Annotated in this window: 16 protein-coding genes; 4 read left to right on the forward strand and 12 right to left on the reverse strand. The window is 68.2% G+C overall.

Features of this window, described 5'->3' with window-relative positions; all coding sequences use genetic code 11:
- Positions 1 to 2: 2 nt before the first annotated feature.
- On the forward strand, positions 3 to 1,598 hold the full coding sequence (locus PQI66_RS03955) for an alpha-(1->6)-mannopyranosyltransferase A (RefSeq protein ID WP_339996218.1): 1,596 nt from the start codon (positions 3 to 5) through the stop codon (positions 1,596 to 1,598).
- Here PQI66_RS03955 and PQI66_RS03960 read toward each other — a convergent pair.
- The gene (locus PQI66_RS03960) at positions 1,512 to 1,952 is read right to left on the reverse strand and encodes an Rv2175c family DNA-binding protein (RefSeq protein ID WP_339996219.1); all 441 of its coding nucleotides are present in this window, start codon (positions 1,950 to 1,952) and stop codon (positions 1,512 to 1,514) included. The two genes, PQI66_RS03955 and PQI66_RS03960, sit on opposite strands and share 87 nt — an antisense overlap.
- 83 nt (positions 1,953 to 2,035) lie before the next feature.
- Here PQI66_RS03960 and pknB point away from each other — a divergent pair, with 83 nt between their 5' ends.
- A complete protein-coding gene (gene pknB / locus PQI66_RS03965; RefSeq protein WP_339996220.1) occupies positions 2,036 to 4,219 on the forward strand; it encodes a Stk1 family PASTA domain-containing Ser/Thr kinase in 2,184 nt (727 codons plus the stop codon).
- 28 nt (positions 4,220 to 4,247) lie between these two features.
- Here pknB and PQI66_RS03970 read toward each other — a convergent pair whose 3' ends face one another.
- The 3 genes from PQI66_RS03970 to PQI66_RS03980 are packed head-to-tail and all read right to left on the reverse strand — an operon-like array spanning position 4,248 to position 7,381.
- On the reverse strand, positions 4,248 to 5,636 hold the full coding sequence (locus PQI66_RS03970) for a class II 3-deoxy-7-phosphoheptulonate synthase (protein ID WP_339996222.1): 1,389 nt from the start codon (positions 5,634 to 5,636) through the stop codon (positions 4,248 to 4,250).
- Positions 5,637 to 5,690: 54 nt separating this feature from the next.
- Positions 5,691 to 6,188 (reverse strand): polyadenylate-specific 3'-exoribonuclease AS, encoded by a 498-nt coding sequence (locus tag PQI66_RS03975; protein ID WP_339996224.1) that lies wholly within the window; start codon positions 6,186 to 6,188, stop codon positions 5,691 to 5,693.
- Between the two features lie 11 nt (positions 6,189 to 6,199).
- Complete coding sequence (locus tag PQI66_RS03980) at positions 6,200 to 7,381, reverse strand: acyltransferase family protein (RefSeq protein WP_339996225.1); 1,182 nt, start codon at positions 7,379 to 7,381, stop codon at positions 6,200 to 6,202.
- Positions 7,382 to 7,449: 68 nt separating this feature from the next.
- Between PQI66_RS03980 and PQI66_RS03985 the strand changes: the two genes are divergently transcribed.
- A complete protein-coding gene (locus PQI66_RS03985) occupies positions 7,450 to 8,799 on the forward strand; it encodes a glycosyltransferase 87 family protein (RefSeq protein WP_339996226.1) in 1,350 nt (449 codons plus the stop codon).
- Here the strand turns inward: PQI66_RS03985 and PQI66_RS03990 are convergent.
- The 5 genes from PQI66_RS03990 to PQI66_RS04010 form a co-directional block, all read right to left on the reverse strand.
- The gene (locus tag PQI66_RS03990; RefSeq protein WP_339996227.1) at positions 8,690 to 9,469 is read right to left on the reverse strand and encodes a lysophospholipid acyltransferase family protein; all 780 of its coding nucleotides are present in this window, start codon (positions 9,467 to 9,469) and stop codon (positions 8,690 to 8,692) included. The two genes, PQI66_RS03985 and PQI66_RS03990, sit on opposite strands and share 110 nt — an antisense overlap.
- A gap of 13 nt (positions 9,470 to 9,482) precedes the next feature.
- Positions 9,483 to 10,454 carry an ROK family protein gene (locus PQI66_RS03995; protein WP_339996228.1) on the reverse strand — a complete coding sequence of 324 codons (972 nt, stop codon included), beginning with the start codon at positions 10,452 to 10,454 and terminating at the stop codon, positions 9,483 to 9,485.
- Between the two features lie 57 nt (positions 10,455 to 10,511).
- Positions 10,512 to 11,711, reverse strand: coding sequence for a glycosyltransferase family 4 protein (locus PQI66_RS04000; RefSeq protein WP_339996230.1), 1,200 nt, complete (start codon positions 11,709 to 11,711; stop codon positions 10,512 to 10,514).
- An 18-nt stretch (positions 11,712 to 11,729) separates the two neighbouring features.
- Positions 11,730 to 12,857 carry an NlpC/P60 family protein gene (locus tag PQI66_RS04005; protein WP_339996231.1) on the reverse strand — a complete coding sequence of 376 codons (1,128 nt, stop codon included), beginning with the start codon at positions 12,855 to 12,857 and terminating at the stop codon, positions 11,730 to 11,732.
- A gap of 170 nt (positions 12,858 to 13,027) precedes the next feature.
- Positions 13,028 to 13,636 (reverse strand): NlpC/P60 family protein, encoded by a 609-nt coding sequence (locus PQI66_RS04010; protein WP_339996233.1) that lies wholly within the window; start codon positions 13,634 to 13,636, stop codon positions 13,028 to 13,030.
- 400 nt (positions 13,637 to 14,036) lie between these two features.
- Between PQI66_RS04010 and PQI66_RS04015 the strand changes: the two genes are divergently transcribed.
- The gene (locus tag PQI66_RS04015; protein ID WP_339996235.1) at positions 14,037 to 14,591 is read left to right on the forward strand and encodes a 3'-5' exonuclease; all 555 of its coding nucleotides are present in this window, start codon (positions 14,037 to 14,039) and stop codon (positions 14,589 to 14,591) included.
- An 86-nt stretch (positions 14,592 to 14,677) separates the two neighbouring features.
- Here the strand turns inward: PQI66_RS04015 and qcrB are convergent, their stop codons facing one another.
- From qcrB to qcrC, 3 genes are read right to left on the reverse strand one after another with little or no spacing between them, the layout of a single operon-like run.
- The gene (qcrB, locus tag PQI66_RS04020; protein ID WP_339996236.1) at positions 14,678 to 16,324 is read right to left on the reverse strand and encodes a cytochrome bc1 complex cytochrome b subunit; all 1,647 of its coding nucleotides are present in this window, start codon (positions 16,322 to 16,324) and stop codon (positions 14,678 to 14,680) included.
- Complete coding sequence (gene qcrA / locus PQI66_RS04025) at positions 16,321 to 17,526, reverse strand: cytochrome bc1 complex Rieske iron-sulfur subunit (RefSeq protein WP_339996238.1); 1,206 nt, start codon at positions 17,524 to 17,526, stop codon at positions 16,321 to 16,323. The genes qcrB and qcrA overlap by 4 nt, the downstream gene beginning before the upstream one ends.
- Positions 17,523 to 18,431 (reverse strand): cytochrome bc1 complex diheme cytochrome c subunit, encoded by a 909-nt coding sequence (qcrC, locus tag PQI66_RS04030; protein ID WP_339996240.1) that lies wholly within the window; start codon positions 18,429 to 18,431, stop codon positions 17,523 to 17,525. Before qcrC ends, qcrA begins: the two co-directional genes overlap by 4 nt.
- Positions 18,432 to 18,468: the final 37 nt, after the last annotated feature.

The following is an 18,468-nucleotide window of genomic DNA, read 5'->3' on the forward strand; positions in this document are numbered from 1 at the left end:
CCGTGCTGACCACTCTCGCCACCCGGGTACGCGACATGCCACGCCGGCGCGCCGTCCTGCTCGGCCTCCTCGGCTCCGTACTGCTGGCGCTGTGCTCCCATTCGGTGGGGGCGACACGTAACCGCGGTGGTGTGCTCCAGGCACTGGGGTGGTCGAACCTGGGGTTCGGCCACCTCTACGGCATCATCGTCGTGGTCATGTGGATCGCCATCCTGCTGATGATCCTGTCGTGGATCGTGGTCGGCGGACGTGTCGTGCGACTCGGCGAATCTCTCGGACTACGACCGGTCCTCGCCTGGGTCGCCCCCCTCTTCTTCGCCGGCCCCCTGATGAGCAGGGACATCTACTCGTACCTGATGCAGGGCACACTGGCCCGCGACGGCTTCAACGCCTACGAGGTCGGCGCCTCCGCCAACCCCGGAAGAATGTTCTTCGAGGTCAGTGGGGACTGGCGGAACACCACCACCCCCTACGGACCACTCCACCTGTGGATCGGCGAGGGTGTCACCCGTCTCACCGGAGACAACATCACCGCCGGGATCATCCTCTACAAGATCCTGTCGTTGGCCAGCCTCGCCGTCCTGATGTGGGCCGTGGCAGGGCTGGCCCGGAAGCTCGGCGGCTCCCCCGACACCGCCGTCTGGATCGGGGTCGTCAACCCGCTGGCTGTCATCCACTTCATCGGTGGCATGCACAACGAGGTCACCATGATGGCCCTGGTGTGCACCGGACTCCTGCTGGGGCTGCGTGGCACCCCTGTCCGGGGACTCGTCTACGGCTCGGCGCTGATCGGCGCCGGCGTCGCGTTGAAGGCCACCGCCCTGTTCGCGCTGCCGTTCCTGGTGTGGATGTTCGTGGCCCGCCGTGCCGGTACCCTGCCGGGCGAGGACGGCCCCCGCCGCGGAGCCCGGGCGGTGCTGCGGGACATGCGTCAGTTCAGCCCGGCCCGCCTGGTGACGATGGTCGTCGGTGGACCCGGTGCCGCCGCGGTGATGCTGGCCTCCGTCGCCGTGATCACCTGGGCCAGCGGCCAGACGTGGGGCTGGGTCGCCGAGATCAGCGGCAACACCAAGGTCATCAACCCCCTGTCGCTGGCGTCGTTGCTGGCCGGGCTCCTCGTCCGCCCGCTGAGCCTGTTCACCGAGGAGATCTACTTCAACGAGATCGTCGCGGTGCTGCGCCCGGTCACCATGGCGCTGATGCTGCTCGGACTGGTCGTCTGCTGGCTGATCTGGCGCCGTGGCCCCCGGGACGCCGTGGTCGGCGCCACGGCCGCCTACGCCGTGACCTGCGTGCTCAACGCTGTCGTCCTGCCGTGGTACTACATGGCACCGCTGGCGCTCTTCGGGGTCTGGGTCCGCGACCGTCGGGCGCTGATCGTCGTCGCCTGGGTGTCGATGGTGCTGTCGATGACCTTCGACGGCGGCGGGAACAACCGCCTGTACTCGGTGTGGTGGCTCGTCGTCGTCGGCGTGGCGATGTGGTGGGTCGCCACGGCCTGCCTGCGGAACTCAGCCGATGGCCATGGCCTGGGCCCGTCGCATGACCTCCCGGGCGAGGTGCCCGTGGAGCGCGTCGACGGGGCGCCCCGGCAGTGACCCGTCCTCGGTGAAGAGGAACTCCAGGATCTCGACGTCGGAGTACCCGCCGTCCGCCAGGAGCGCGACCAGTCCGGGGACGAAACGGTTGATCTCACCGGCCTCGGTGAAGAACCGCGCGGGAATCTGACGGACCCCGTCGACCTGCACCGCCACCAGTCGGTGACTGTTGAGGTCGTCCATCACCCGGGTCACCAGGACGCCGAGCAGATCTGCGGTCTCCGGGACGTTGAGGACCCGCTCGCCGGCGGGGAGGCCCGCCACCGCTGCCGTCAGTGCACGGCCGACGGCACCGGGGGAGCCGTCGGAGATGTCGGTTGTGTCGTTGTCGTTTCGCGTACTCACGGCACCCATTCTATCCCGTCGTCGCCGGATCCCCGGACCGCCCCGTATACTGCCCCGGAAGCCGAAAGATGAAAGGAGGCGGGTCGCGCATCATGGAATCCCAGCTGCGACCGGGTGACCTGCTGGACAACCGGTACCGCATCGGTGAGACGATCGCCCGCGGAGGAATGTCGGTGGTCTACCACTGTGTGGACACCCGGCTGGACCGCGATCTCGCCGCCAAGGTCCTCGATCCCGGTTTCGCCCGGGAGCCCGCCTTCCGGGCCCGTTTCGAGCGCGAGGCCAGGGCCGTCGCCCGACTGAACCACCCCTGCCTGGTCAACGTCTTCGACCAGGGCGTCGACCACCGGCCCGACGGAGACCACGTCTTCCTGGTCATGGAACTCGTCCCCGGCGGGACGCTGCGCGAACTTCTCCGCGAACGAGGCCCCATGCCGCCCCATGCCGCGCTGGCCGTGATGGGTCCCGTCCTCGAGGCGCTCGCCCTCGCACACGACGAGGGCATGGTGCACCGGGACGTCAAACCCGACAACGTCCTCATCCGCGACGACCACCAGGTCAAGCTCGCGGACTTCGGCCTGGTCCGGGCGTCCCGCCGGGACGTCACCTCCGGCGGTCCGGTCATCGGCACGGCCGCCTACCTCTCCCCAGAGCAGGTCAGGGGCGGGCACGTCGGCCCCGGCGGGGACGTCTACTCCGCCGGTGTCCTGCTGTTCGAGCTGCTCACCGGACGTACCCCATTCCGCGGGAGCACACCGGAGGAGACCGCCCTGATGCGCCTGGACAACGATGTGCCGGCGCCGTCGTCGCTCATCGCCGGTGTCCCCCCGGAACTCGACGACCTGGTGCTCCGCGCCACCCGGCACCACCCCACGGAGCGCTTCGCCGACGGTGCCGGCTTCCTGGCCGCCGTCCGTGACACCCGACGCAACCTCGACCTCCCCGACTTCCAGGTCCCCGCCCCGACCGTCAGCGCCGTCCACCGTGCGCTGGAAGACTCCGTCGTCTCCGACCGGCTCAGCTGGGACGACGACGCCATGGCCACCAGCATGTTCGCCGCCGGGACATCCGACACCCGGGCAGACCTCCCGGCGGCACACACCGCCGAGACGAACCTGGTCCCCCCGGCCCCGGCCCCGGAGACCGCCCGGCCCGCACCGGAGCAGGAGCCGCCCCCGGTGCCGCGACGCTCCCGTCCGCTGACGAACCGTGGGGGCGCCGCCACGCTGGTCTGGGGTGTCCTGCTGGCCGTCCTGGTCGTCGCCGTCGCCGTCGCCGGTTGGTGGGTGGCGTCGGGACGCTACGGTGAGATTCCGCAGGTGGTCGGTCAGGACGTGTCGAGTGCACGGGCCGCGGTCGAAGCCGCGGGGTTCACCGCCACCGTCAGTGAGATCTACTCCGACGACGAGCCCGAGGAGACCGTCACCGGGACGGACCCCGACGCCGGTCGGCGGGTGGTGCGCGGCGACGACGTCGCCGTGCTGGTGTCCCAGGGGCGCCCCACCGTTCCCGCACCGGGGGCGACCGACACCCTCAACGCCTACCAGGCCAAACTCTCCGACCGGACGCTGACCTGGACGGTCGGTGAATCCGTCTACTCCGACGACGTGGACTCCGGGATCGTCGCCGAGGTGTCGCCACGGGCGGGCCAGACCGTGGACACGGGCACCGAGGTGACCGTGAAGGTCAGCAAGGGCGCGCGTCCGGTCAGGGTGCCGGACGTCGCGGGCATGTCCGAGAAGCAGGCCCGCCGGGCCATCGAGTCCGCCGGACTCGAGGTCGGTGACGTCGAGCGCCGGTTCGACGAGGACGTCGACGGCGGCGACGCCATCGGCACCGACGTCGACGCCGGTGAGGAGATCCCGGGGTCCTCGTCGGTCACGCTGGTCCTGTCCAACGCGATCACCGTGCCCGACCTGGAGGGGATGGGCGCCGACGAGGCCGCCGCGGAACTGCGCGAGCTGGGCCTGTCCCCCACCACGGGTGACGGTGTCTCCGACACCTCGGTGTCCCGCGGTGACATCGCCGCGCAGCAGCCGTCGGCAGGAACCCGGGTCGACCCCTCCGCCTCCACCACCGTCACACTGCAGGAGTCGACGATGGTGCGGGTGCCGTTCGTCATCGGACGGTCGGTGGACAGCGCACGACAGGCCCTCGAGGACGAGGGCCTGGACGTCACGGTCGACGGGAGGGACGACGGACGGGTCATCACCCAGTCCCCGGGGCCCACCAGCCGTGCCGCCGTCGGGGACACGGTGACGCTCCGGACCCTGTGACCCCGCACGGGGGCACCGGGGGCGGCTGCTACTTCCGCAGCATCTCCGCCACCAGGAAGGACAGCTCGAGTGCCTGCTGGGTGTTCAGGCGGGGATCGACGACCGTGGCGTAGCGCGACGGCAGATCCAGGTCGGTGATGTCCTGGGCACCACCGACGACCTCGGTGACATCCTCACCGGTGAACTCGATGTGCACGCCACCGGGGTGCGACCCTGCGGCCCGGTGCACCTCGAAGAAGCCCTGGACCTCGTCGATGATGCGGTCGAAGTCACGGGTCTTGTACCCGTTCGACGACGTGTAGGTGTTGCCGTGCATCGGGTCGCACTGCCAGATGACCTTGTGGCCGGTGGCCTCCACGGCTGCGACGATCGGGGGCAGGACCTCCCGGATCTTGTCGTAGCCCATCCGCGTGATCAGGGTCAGCGCCCCGGGCTCGTTGTGCGGGTCGAGTTTCTTGACGTAGGCGACGGCCTCCTCCGGAGTCGTCGTGGGGCCGATCTTCACCCCGACCGGGTTGCCGACCATCGCGGCGAAGGCGATGTGGAAGTCTTCGAGGCCACGGGTACGCTCCCCGATCCAGATCTGGTGGGCGGAGAGGTTGTAGAGCACGTCCTCTCCGTCCTCCCCGTGCGCCAGGCGCAGCATCGCGCGCTCGTAGTCGCGCACCAGCGCCTCATGCGAGCAGTAGATGTTCGCCGTCTGCAGTGTCGAGTCGGAGACGCCGCAGGCGCTCATGAACTCCAGACCACGTTCGATCTCCCCTGCCAGGGCCTCGTAACGGGCACCGGCGCGGGAGTTCGCGACGAATTCACGGTTCCATTCGTGGAGCTTGGCCAGGTCAGCGGTGCCCGAACTGGTCAGGGCACGCACCAGGTTCATCGCGGCACCGGAGTTGGCGTAGGCGCGCACCATGCGCGACGGATCGTGCCGCCGTTCCTCTTCGGTCGCGCCGATCCCGTTGACGAGATCACCGCGGTAGTTCAGCAGACCGTTGGAGTCGCGGTCGGCCGACCGCGGCTTGGAGTACTGGCCGGCGATACGTGCCATCTTCACCACGGGTGTCGAGGCACCGTAGGTCAGGACGACCGCCATCTGCAGGAGGGTCTTGATGTTGCCACGGATGTGCGGCTCGGTGTTGGACTCGAAGGTCTCCGCACAGTCACCGCCCTGCAGCAGGAACGCCTTGCCCTGAGCGACGTCGGCGAGCTGTGCCTTCAGCCGGCGGATCTCCGGCGCCACGACGATCGGCGGCACGGACTCCAGGATCTTGCGCACGCGGTCGGCATGCCCCTGGTCCCACGACGGCTGCTGCTGCGCATCGCGTGCAATGGTGTCCTGAAAGACCCGTTCAAGGTCGCCGGGCAGCGGCGGCAGATCAGGAAGTTCTTCGAGAGGTGCGTCAATTGTCCAACCCATGCGTGTCATCTTACGAGACGCCCTGCCCGAATGGTGAACTGCCCTGGAACTGCCCTAGCGTGACAGGCGGTACTTCACCAGATTGGCCCTGGCGTCCTCGAGCGCGTCATGGGCCCGCTCCGGAGGCTCGGGGAGCTGCGGGCGTCCCGCCGACTCCCACAGCTGCTTGAGTTCACGGGTGAACCGGGGCAGTTCCTGGGGCAACTGCGTCATGTCCCCCCACAGCTGAGCGAGCGCCACGTGGTCGTAGGCCCCGACCCAGGCCCAGAGCTCGGGACGCCGTGACGGCGGCAGCCGGTCCCCCTGCCGGTGGCCCGGGAGGAGGAACGTGAACAGACGCGCGCGGATCTCGGCCCGCGACATCCACGCCGGATCACTGCGCGGCGGCAGTAGCGGCAACACGTTACGTCGCACCCAGTCACCGGCCTTACGCTCCTTGAACTCGGTGGAGACCGCGTAGAACTCCCGGCCGTCCTCGGCCACCACACCGATCGACACCAGGTCGATGGTGGTGCCGTCTTCAATGAACTCGGTGTCGTAGAAATATCGCACGGGTGACCAGTCTAGACCCGGGTGGCCACACGGTCGCCGTCGCGGTCACGGTCGACGTTCCCCCTGCGGGCCGACCGTCGGGGCAGAGCCGGAGGATGCAGGACCCAGCCGATCACGGGTGTCTTCCCCACGAGGTAGAAGACGAAGCCGGTCACCGCACAGGTCAGCAGGCCCGTGACGATCATAGCGTTGGTCCCGTCCAGGAAACCCCACACCGTCGGGTCGGCGTTGATGAGGGCAGGCACGACGACATTGGTCATGACGTGCAGGGCGGCATGGTGCGAGACGTAGATCGGCAACGTGTTTCGGCCGATCGCCGCCAGCACCCCGGACACACCCGGCGTCCGCGACAGCCACGTCGCCACGAGGATCCCCATCGGGACGGCGGTGAGGATCCGCACCAGGGCGAGCAGGCTCATCACCGAGGCCTCACCCGTGGACCAGCCGTCCGGCCGGACGTAGTCGGCGGCCATCGAGTAGATCCACTCCCACCCGAGGAACACCGCCACCGAGCCGGCGACGACGACGAGGTTGCCGGCGTAGGCGGAGAGACGGAAGAACAGGTGCCGGAAATGCAGCCCCAGGAAGAACGCCGGGGCGTACTGCGTGATGTGGGTGATCTCCGGGTACGCCGTCCACCCCACGGCGGCGACGACGAGTGCCGGCACGAACGACACTGCGACCGCTCCGCCCGGGGGAAGTCTGCGCAGGAGGCAGGCCAGGACGTTGAAGACCATCAGCGCGTAGAGGAACCAGATCCCCGGATCCCCCAGCAGGACCGCGCGTCCGAGCGACAACCAGCTCAGGTCGTCCGCCATGTCCAGACGGATCGCCGCCTGCACCGGGGTGAAGACCAGGTAGGGGACCAGCAGGAACCAGATCCGGCGGTACCAGAGATCGCCCAGCGTCCGTTCGATCACCCGGTGGGCGAACAGCCCCGAGATCACGAAGAACAGCGGCATCCGGATCGGGTCCATGAACTCGTTGAACCAGTTCCAGGACGTGGAGGTGCCCCCGGGGACACCGGTGACCACGTGCATGTAGCAGACACCGATGATGGACAGGCCCTTGGCGCAGTCCGCCCACAGCAGCCGACCCGGCGTCGGACGCACTGACGCTCCCGCGTCGCCGGGCGGATTCGTCTCGTCGGCGGCGCGGGTGTCGACGGGTGGGGTGCGGGAAGTGTCAGACACGGCACTCCAGCGTGCCCCATCGGCACGGAAGAATCAATTGAGTGTGCCCTGATATAGAGTCAACGACTGTGGAAGAATGCAGCACACCCTCACACCGCCGGCGTACCGCCACCCTCTGGTACATCGGTGCCGTCATCGCCGTCACCGCTGTCGGCGTCCTCCGGTTCGTCGTCAGTGACAACACCTTCACCTACCATTTCGACTACGACATCTACCGGGCGGGTGGCCGGGCGGTCCTCGACGGGGCCAGCCTGTACACCCAGGCTTTCCCGGCACAGGGCATCACCCTGCCCTTCACCTACCCCCCGCTCTCGGCGATAGTCTTCGCACCACTCGCCCTGGCCTCGAGCCCCGTCGGCTACGCGGTGTTCACCGTCCTGAGCCTGCTGTGCCTGGCGCTCACGGTGATGATCGCCGTGTCCTCGCTCGCCGCCGAGCGACCCGGCGCCGGACGGCCGGGGCCGGACCGACGGCAGCTCGTCCTCGCCGCCCTCCTCGTCCTCCCCCTGGCGGTCTGGCTCTGGCCGGTCACCCACACGCTGGAGTTCGGCCAGATCAACATCGTGCTCATGCTCATGGTCGCCGCCGACCTTCTCCTGCCGCGCACCCCCTGGCCCCGTGGCACGCTCGTCGGTATCGCCGCCGCGCTCAAGCTGACCCCTGCCGTGTTCGGCCTGTACTTCCTTCTCCGTCGGCAGTGGGGGCCTGCCGCCACCAGCGTGGTCTCCGGGCTCGGCGCCACCGCGGTCGCGTGGCTGGTCCTTCCCGGTGACTCACGCCAGTACTGGACCGACACCATCGGGGACCCGTCCCGGATCGGGGGACTCGCGTACTCCGCCAACCAGTCGCTGCGTGGCTTCCTGGCACGGTTCACCGGCGACCCGCTGCAGACCACCGTGTGGTACCTCCTGGCTGCGGTGACCGTCGTCGTGGTCGCCGTGGTCATGCTGCGGCTCATCGCCGCCGGAGCGTTCACGGCCGCGGTCTGCACCAACGCACTGCTGGCGCTGCTGGTGTCACCGGTGTCCTGGGCACACCACTGGGTCTGGCTCCTGCCGATGCTGATGGTCGTCGGAGTGTCCCTGTGGACCCGGCGGTCGGTGCCCCTGTCTGTGCTGGCCCTTCTCCTCGTCCTGACGGCGACCGCATTCCCGGTGCACGTCTACCTCCCCTCCGCGCACGGCGCCGAGATGGACTGGGCCTGGTGGATGAAGATCCTGGGCTCCGAGTACGTCGTCGTCGCCGTCGTCTGGCTCGGGGTCGCCGCCGTCCTCCCCGCGGCATTCAGGCCGGCCGGCCGGAATGCCCTCAGAGACGGAAACGGAGGAAGCGGGGACGCGGTTTCGTCCCCAACGTCCTCCCCGTCCCCGGAGCCGTCCCCTCCGGGTACCCCCGGCCGGCGGCGAGCGACTCCTTGACGTCAGCGGCGTAGGCGCTGTCGACGTACTCCTGGCCGGACAGCTCCGCCAACCGTTCCATCGTGTGGTCGGTCAGCGCCCGCGCACGGGCGTAGTCGTCCTCGATATGACTGAAGTCGGCGGGGTCGATCGGGTCGCCGACGACCACACCGACCCGGTGCGGGCGCAGGAGCCAGGAGTTCGCGACGTTCGCCTTCTCCGTGTCGATCATCACGACCGGGTACACGGGAACCCCGGATGCCAGCGCAATACGCGCCATCCCGGTCTTGCCCCGGTACATGCGCCCGTCAGGGGACCGCGTGCCCTCGGGGTACATGCCCAACGGGTCGCCCTTCTCCAGGACACGGAGTGCTGTCTCGAGTGCCGCGTCCTGGGAGTCCTTGTCCTTGCGGTCGATGGGGACCTGCCCCACCGAGGAGAAGAACCACTTCTGGATGCCGCCCGCGAATCCCGGGGTGGTGAAGTACTCCTTCTTCGCGAGGAACGTCAGCTGCCGTTTCGACAGCAGGGGAAAATACAGCGAGTCCATCACCGAGAGGTGGTTCGACGCCAGGATCACCGGCCCCTCGGCGGGGATCTTGTCCAGGCCACGGGCGTACGGCCGGTTGTAGAGCCACAACCACGGTCCGATGACCACATTCTTCAACCACCAGTAGGTGCGGTTCTGCACTGATCTGTCCCTTTCACGAGCCGGTCGAGGACGGACTCAACTGAGCCTGCCCGGCAAGAAGCGCCACGCCGATCATACCCGCCTCCGAGCCGAGGGAGGCCGGTTCGACGCGGGCGAGCGGACGGAAACCGGCACCCACCACCGACGCCTCCATCTCGGCGACGGCACCTGGCAGATACAGGTCCGCGTCGGCGGAGACACCGCCCCCCAGGACGATGAGCTCAGGATCGAGGATCTCCTGCACCGCGGAGAGACCTCGACCGAGCCACAGGGCGAAGTCATCGATGACCTCCCTCGCCAGGGGGTCGCCGTCCCTGGCGAGCCTGACGACGCTGCGTCCCGTGATCTCCTCCGGCCGGGAATGGAAGATTCCGGCGAGCATACTGTCCGGGTGCCGGCCGGTCGCGATGTACTCCAGGGCCGTGGTCTCCAGCGCGCTGCCCGAACAGTAGCGCTCAAGACAGCCACGCTTGCCACACGGACAGGCCCGTCCCCCGGGGACGACGGTCAGGTGGCCGAACTCGGGGGCCGTACCGTAGGCCCCCCGGTACAGAGAGCCGCCGTGGACGAGCGCACCACCGATGCCGGTGCCGACCGCGAAGAGGACCCAGGTGGAGGCGTCCCGCCCCGGACCCAGGATCTGCTCGCCCCAGGCGGCGGCGTTGGCGTCGTGCTCCAGCACCACGGGCAGCCCCAGCCGTCGGGAGAGCCGGTCACGGACATCGCGGTCGCGCCACGGGAGATGGGGGGCGAACCTGACCCGCTGCTGGTCCGCGGTGATGAAGCCGGCGACAGCGAGGCCGACGGCGGCGACGGGGTGACGCCGCCGGAGGACGCCGACGGCATGGGCGATCGCCGTCTCGAGCGAGTCGACCGTGGACGGGGTCGGAAGCTGTTCCGTGTCGAGCACGCGCCCCTGCGGATCGACCACCGCGGCACGGAGATTCGTTCCCCCGATATCGATGCCGATGGTCAGTTGGGTCACCTGGTCCTCCTGTACGTCACGCACCGGCGTCCCGGCACAACCTGTCCAGGCTATCTGTCAGGCGCGCCAGTTCCAACTGTGGCGCCCGGGGCGTTCCGCACCACCGTCGAGCACCGACACCAGCTGCGCACCCAGGACCTCCCAGTTCCATGCGTCACGGACGTAGGCACGCCCGGCGGCGCTGTACCTGAGCGCACGTTCCGTGTCGGTCAGCAGGTCCGCCACGGAGGCGGCGACGGCCGCGGTGTCCTCACCGTCGACGACGTCGCCGGTCACCCCGTCCTGCACCGTCTCCGGCGCCCCGCCCCCGGTACCGGCGATGGTGGGCACCCCGCACGCCTGCGACTCGAGGAAGACGATACCGAGCCCCTCCACACTGAATCCGCCGCCCTGGGTGCGGACCGGCATCGCGAAGACGTCGCCCGCACAGTAGTGCGCGACCAGGTCCCCGTACTCCACGGGACCGGTGACGGTCACCCGGTCCGCGACCCCGAGATCCCGGGCGCGGCCGGCGAGCGTGCGGGCGTACTCGCCGGGGCCGACGATCAGCAGGTGGGCGTCAGGAACCCGGGCGAGGATCTCGGGCATCGCCTCGACCAGGGTGTCCTGACCCTTCCTGGGGACGACACGGGAGACGCAGACCACGACACGTCGGTCGTCGACACCGAGACGATGACGTACCCGCGCACGCCCCACGTCGTCCGGACGGAACACCGACGTCCCGACACCGCCCGGCATCGGCTCCCACGCCACGTCCGGTCCGAACGCGGAGGCGAACCTGTTCCGCGCGTAGCGGGAGACGTAGGTCAGGCAGTCGGTGCGTCGACCGATCATCCGGAGCACCGTGCGGCCGCCCGGCAGCATGGACCAGCCCACCTCGTGACCGTGGGTCGAGGCGACGACCCGGCGTGCACCGGCCTTCCTCGCCACACCCCCCAGCAGTCCCAGCGGCGTCGAGGAACCGAACCACACGGTGTCGATGCCTTGCTCCCGGATCACCTGCGCCATCCGACGGGCCGTGGCCGGGGTCGGGAGCATCACCGACCTGTGCCACCGCACGACGTCGTACGGGAGCTCGGCGTCATGGGACGCCGCGGAGGCCGCGTCCTGGGTTGAGGCGAAGACGGTCAACCGACCGGGCTGCCGACGCTCGAGTTCGGCGCAGTAGTCGCGCAGGTAGCTCTGGATCCCACCGACGGTCGGCGGGAAGTCGTTGGTGACCAGGAGGACGCGGGAGCCCACGGGGGTTGCTGTCACGGCGACGTGGGACCTGCGTCAGTAACGGGCGGCGCCGGCGAACGGCATACTGTCGACGCTGACCACCTGCACCGGGATGCCGTAGTCGGAGGCGTGCACGATCTTCCCGTCGCCGATGTACATGCCCACGTGCGTCACACCGGGGTAGAAACCGACGATGTCACCGGGCTGCAGCGCATCGCGGGAAACCGAGGTCCCGCCGGCGACCTGGGCGGACGAGGTCCGCGGAACGGACTTGCCGATCTGCTGGTACGCCCAGAACATCAGACCCGAGCAGTCGAAGGCGTCAGGCCCGGTCGCGCCCCACGAGTAGGGGGACCCGAGCTTGCTCATCGCGGCACCGACGGCGCCACCCGCCGTGCTGACCGCGTCGCCCGCCGCACCGGCGACCGAGCCGAGGAACTCCTCGACGTCGACGTCGATGGGACCGTTGCGGTCGACCCAGCGCTGCTTCTGCTCGGGGCTGAGGCCGTCCACTGCGGTGGAGATGTCCTTCTTGAGGCCGTCGAGCTCACGGACACGGCCGTCCAACTCGCCCTGCCGGATTTCGAGCTGGTTGAGCTGGAAATCGGCGGACGCCTTGGAGCGGTTCGCCTTCGACTCCAGGTCTGCGGCGTTCCTCAGCCCCTCCTGGAACGTGGAGAGGGTGTTCGTACGGTCGGCGTTGAGTGCACTGGCGAAGGCGCGCCGGTCGATCGCGTCCTGCGGATTCGCCGACCCGGCCAGCGCCGACACCGGGTCGATGACTGCACCGCGGTAGAGGGACTGCGAGAGTTCGGTGACCGGGCCACGGTTGGCGTCGACGTCCTCCCGTGCCTTCCGGGCCGCACCCGCGTAGTGGTCCGCCGCCCGGTTCGCCCGGTCGAGCTGGCCGCGCAGCTCGTCGAGGGACTGACTGTTCTCCTGGACGGCGTCGCTGGTCTCCTGGGCCTGGCGGGACACCTCCGCGAGACGGTCAAGCAGACCGTCCGCGCTGTCCGGCAGTGGTGAGGTGTCGACGTTGTCGGCCGGCGCCCGGGGGCCGACGGGGTCCGCGGCGACAACAGAGGTGGACGCCACCGTCAGCGCGACGGCGGTGCCGATCCCGACGACAAGACGGGTCGACGTGCCGACGCGGGCGGGGCGGTGCCCGGACGGGCGGATCATGCTCACTGTCTCTGAAACCTTTTCACTCGTAACACTGGCTAACGTCGATATACTGCCACATCAGTGTCGTGCGACCGTAGTCAGACACACGACGCGCCCCGGGGAGGGGGTACCGGCGTGCGGTACCCCCTCCCCGGGGCGCGGCGGCGGGCATGACGACCCTGACGATCCTAGAAGCGGACCGCGTTGTTGATCGGCATGTAGTTGAGGTCGTTGACCTGAACCGGGGAGCCCTCGTTGAGGGAATGGACGATCTTGCCGTCGCCGATGTAGATCGCGACGTGAGAGGCGCCGGAGTAGTAGGAGACCACGTCGCCGGGCTGCAGCGCGTCGATGGACACCGGGGTGCCGGACGCGGCCTGGTCACCGGAGGTGCGCGGGATCGACTTACCGACCTGCTGGTGGGCCCAGCTGGTCAGGCCGGAGCAGTCGAAGGCGTTGGGGCCGGCCGCACCCCAGGAGTACGGTGCGCCCTGCTTCGACATCGCGGCGTCAGCGATCTTCTGGCCGACGCTACTGGCGGCCGCGGGGGCGTCGCTGCCGCCCGCGGCCGGTGCAGCGGCCTGGCCGGCTGCGGCGAGGAAGGGCTCCACGTCCACGTGCTGCTTGGCGATGTCCACGGCCTCGTTCGGGACCTCGACGCTGATGTCGGAGTTCGGAACCTGGACGGTGACTGCCTGTGCGGTGGCAGGCAGGGCGATGACGGCGCCCATACCCACGGCGGCAACTGCGACTGCGTTGCGGCGGGAGTGGTCCTTCTTCATACGGTGCTTGCCCATGAGGGATGTTGCCTTTCGTGATTGCTGTCGGGGGCGACCGGATACGTCACGGCGTCGCCCCTTAAGGTCACGAGAAGATTACGAAACGTGGCCGACCTTGTCCAACCACCGCACCGTGACCAACCCGTGAGCACTTCGTTATTTAACCGTTACCGAAACGCGACCAAAGCTTGATCAGCCGACGCGAACCGCGCTCCCCCTCTGCCATTCGCGCCCCTCACCTGCACTTACGACCGAACACCCGACAGTCACCCCTCCGGCCCGGAATGCCGCCCGATCGCCCGCAAAATCGCTACTGTGACTCTCGTCACACTTACACGAAAGGCGCCGTGTCGGACCTCAGCAATCACAGCAGCACCATCGCCGTCCGTGTCCGGTGCACGCCGTAGACTCACTGAGTGTGAGTACCACTCTCCGTGAAAGTCTGGACGCCGCCCTCGCGGACTGCGTCGTGATCGACTGCGAGACCACCGGCCTGAACCCGGCAGACGCGCGCATCATCGAGATCGCCGCGTTGCGGGTCCACGACGGGGTGCCGGTCGAGACATTCCACACGCTCGTCGACCCCGGGGTTCCGCTGCCCCGGGAAATCACCGCACTCACCGGCATCTCCCCGCAGCAGCTTGTGGGCAAACCCTCCTTCGCGGACATCATCGGCGACGTCACCGGCTTCCTCGGGGAACGGACTGTCGTCGGCCACAACGTGGAGTTCGACATCTCCTTCATCAACGCCGAGGTACGCCGGTCGGGGTCCTCTACCCCACCGGTCGTCCCCACGGTCGTCTGCACCGCGGAATCCGCCCGCCGCCTGATCCCACGGGACAGGGTCGGCCGGTACCGGCTGGCGACCCTCGCCGACGTCCTCGGACTCGCCCACAGGCCGTCCCACCGCGCCGTCGACGACGTCCTCGCGACGGCGGATCTGCTGGCCTTCCTCGGGTCGCTGTCCCGCTGAGTACGGGAGGCTGCCACAGGAAAACCCCGCCCACCCACCGCGATGATGCGGGGATGGACGGGGAGTCCGTGTGACCGGGGAGGAGGTCAGGGGTTGGCGTGTCCCTCGCCGTCGAGCTTGCGACGGTTCTCCTCCTGGAGACGCAGCAGCATCTCCTTGTGCTCGTGCTCGTTGGCTTCCTCGATCTTCTCGATCTGGGACACGATCTCCTCCGGATCCGGGGAGAACAGTGAGCCACGGCCCGGCTGGCCGGCGAAGCCGAGCTGGTTGAGGCGCTTCGGCACCTGTGCGCCTGCGTAGTCGAGCGGGATCGGGTGGCCGTGGTCGTCGACCGGGCCGAGAGGCTGGTGCACCTCGATGAACCCGCCGGACGGCAGCTGCTTGATCGTGCCGGTCTCGATGCCGTGCTCCAGCACCTCACGGTCGGACCGCTGGAGCCCCAGGCAGATCCGGTAGGTGACGAAGTAGGCGATCGGGGGCAGCATGATGAAGCCGATACGGCCGATCCACGTCATCGCGTTCAGCGAGATGTGGAAGAACACCGCGACATGGTCGTTACCGCCGGAGATCGTGAGGATGGCGTAGGCGACCAGGGCCATGACACCCAGGGACGTACGCACCGGGACGTCGCGCGGACGCTGCAGCAGGTTGTGGTGCGCGGTGTCCTTGGTGAGACGCTGTTCGATCCAGGGGTAGGCGAACAGGAGCATCACCAGGATACCGAGCAGGATGGCCACCCACACCACGGCCGGAACCGTGTAACTGCCGAGGTAGAGCTCCCAGGCAGGCATGATACGGGCGGCACCGTCCGTCCAGAGCATGTAGATGTCGGGCTGCGAACCGGCGGACACCTGCGACGGGTTGTACGGTCCCAGGTTCCAGATCGCGTTGATCTGGAAGACCCCGGCCAGCAGGGCGATGAAGCCGAAGGTGATCAGACCGAAGGCCATCGAGTGCACGGCGAACACCGGGATGACGCGGGCACCGACGACATTGCGCTCGGTACGTCCCGGTCCGGGGAACTGGGTGTGCTTCTGGTACCAGACGAGTGCGAGGTGGGCGGCGATCAGTGCGAGCAGGATCGCCGGAATCAGCAGCACGTGCGCGATGTACAGCCGCGGGATGATGATGTCTCCCGGGAAGTCACCGGCGAACATGATCCAGTGCAGCCAGGTGCCGATGATCGGCAGGCCGATGATGATGGCGGACATGATGCGCAGGCCGACACCGGACAGCAGGTCGTCCGGCAGGGAGTAGCCCATGAAGCCCTCGGCGATGGACAGCAGCAGCAGGACGCAGCCGATGATCCAGTTCGCCTCGCGCGGCTTACGGAACGCACCGGTGAAGAAGATGCGCATCATGTGGACCATGATCGACACGGCGAAGAGCAGTGCCGCCCAGTGGTGCACCTGACGGATGAACAGGCCGCCGCGCACCTCGAAGGAGATGTTCAGCGCCGTCTCGTAGGCGCGCGACATCTCGACGCCGTTGAGCGGTGCGTACGCACCCTGGTAGATGACCTTCGACAGGGAGGGGTCGAAGAACAGTGTCAGGTAGACACCCGACAGCAGCAGGATGATGAAGGAGTAGAGGGCGATCTCACCGAGCATGAACGACCAGTGGCTCGGGAAGACCTTGTTCATCTGCTTCCGGAGGCCACCTGCTGCGGTGTAGCGCTCGTCGAAGTTGTTGGCCGCCTGGGCCAGGTGGGAAGGCTTTGTGGTTGTGCTCATGACTGACGCTCCCAGAAGGCAGGGCCGACGGGCTCGACGAAGTTCTTGTCGGCGTACAGGAACCCGTCCTCATCGACGTTGATGGACAGCTCGGGCAGGGCGCGTGCGGCCGGACCGAACACCGGCTTACCCCAGTGCAGTGCATCGAACTGCGACTGGTGGCACGGGCACAGGATTCGGTTGGTCTGCTGCTCGTAGAGCGAGGTCGGGCAACCGATGTGGGTGCAGATCTTGGAGTACGCGTAGTAGTCGCCGTAGTGGAAGTCCTCCTGCCCCTCACGCTGGACGGCCTTGACGGCGTCGGCGTGGCGCAGACGGATCAGCATGACGGCGTTACGGGAACCGTGGATCGAGTGCATCTGCTCCTCGTACACGTCGCGTTCCGGGTTGAAGTCGTCGTGGTCGTTGACCATGTCCTGGGTCATCGGGAAGACGGTCTCCATCGCGCCGGCGTCCAGGTCCTCGGGACGCACGCGGATCAGACGGTTCACGCCCTCGGTGCTCCAGTGGCCGTTGTGCTCCTCGGCGATCGCGCCGGTGTCCCGACCGAGGTAGACCTTCTCCCCGTCGTTGACGAGGGTCCAGCCGGTGGTCCACAGGGTGCCGTCGCCGTCGATGCCCATCGCACGGGGCTTCCACGGGTTCTTGACGATGCCGCCCAGCGGCAGGGCAATCGCCACGCCGGCCAGCGCGACGCCCGCGCCACCGAGTCCCATCAGGACCTTGCGCCGACCCAGGGTGGAGGTCTTCCACGCGTCGTTCAGGAGGGCGGTCATGGTGCGGCGGTCGACCTCGTCGGAGGGGCCGTCGTGCCGCTTCTGGACCGCGATCTCCTCGGGGATGAACTTCTTCGAGAACTGGACCGCGCCGATTCCCAGGGTGATGATCGACAGACCGGAGGTCACGCCGAGCATCGGGGTGTACAGGGAGTACACCCACAGGCCGTCCTCCGCGAGGTGCTTGTACTCCCACGGCCAGAACAGGTAGACGGCGACGAAGGCGAGGCCGAAGACGACGGACAACGCCCACCAGAAACCGATGCCACGGGCCGCCCGCTTCTCGGCGGGGTCACCCTCGACCGGGAAACGCTCCTTACGGAAGGCGACGGTGACGTCGTCCATCTCGGTACCGAGGCGGGCGAGCTCCTCGTCGCTCATGCCCTTGATCTCTTCTTCGGAGTAGGTGCTCTTGATCTCACTCATGACCGGGTTCCAATCCACATGGCCGCGCCGATGAGCACGACGATCCCGACGATCCACATCAACATGCCCTCAGTGACCGGGCCGATCCCGCCGAGACCGAGTCCACCGGGGTTCGGGGTCTCCTTGGACGACTTGATGAAGGCGATGATGTCCTTCTTCTCGTCGGCGGTGAGCTGGCGGTCGGAGAACTTCGGCATGTTCTGCGGGCCGGTGAGCATGGCCTGGTAGATCTCCTGCTCGTTGGCCGCGTCAAGGTTCGGGGCGTACTTGCCGCCGGACAGGGCACCGCCGCGACCGGTGAAGTTGTGGCACGAGGCACAGTTCAACCGGAAGAGGTCGGAACCCCGGGAGACGTCGGAGGGGTCGATCTCGCCGTCGTTGTTGTGGGAACCGCGGAGCGACTCCATCGCGATGGTCCCGTCCTCGTCCTTGACGATGCCGGGGCCGCCGCCGTTGGCGTTGACGTACGCCGCGAGAGCCAGGGTCTGGGCCTCGTTGAAACGCGCGTCCTTACGGTCGGCCTGCGCCTCGTTGCGCTTCATCGGCATACGGCCGGAGTGCACCTGGAAGTACACCGCGCCCTCGCCGACACCGACCAGGGACGGACCACGGTCCTCGACACCCTGGAGGTTCGCACCGTGACAGGTGATGCAGGCGACCTCGTAGATCTCCTGCCCCTGGGTGATCATCGACTGCGCGTCCTGCTGCGCGGTCGCGGACTGCGGATCCGGGGTGAAGGCCTGGGCGACCAGGCCGGCGCCGGTCAGACCGAGCACGAGCGCGAGCGCTCCAGCCATGGTCCGGCGCAGTTTACGTCGGGTACGACGCTTCTTGCCTGTTGTGGATGCCGGGGCGGAGTCCACCACCGGGTTCTCCCCCTCGGGAGTTGGATTGTTCGTATCCATCTTGTTCCCTTAACTCGTCATTTGGAAGGCGATGGGC

Source organism: Corynebacterium sp. USCH3 (assembly GCF_037619475.1).
GTDB lineage: Bacteria > Actinomycetota > Actinomycetes > Mycobacteriales > Mycobacteriaceae > Corynebacterium.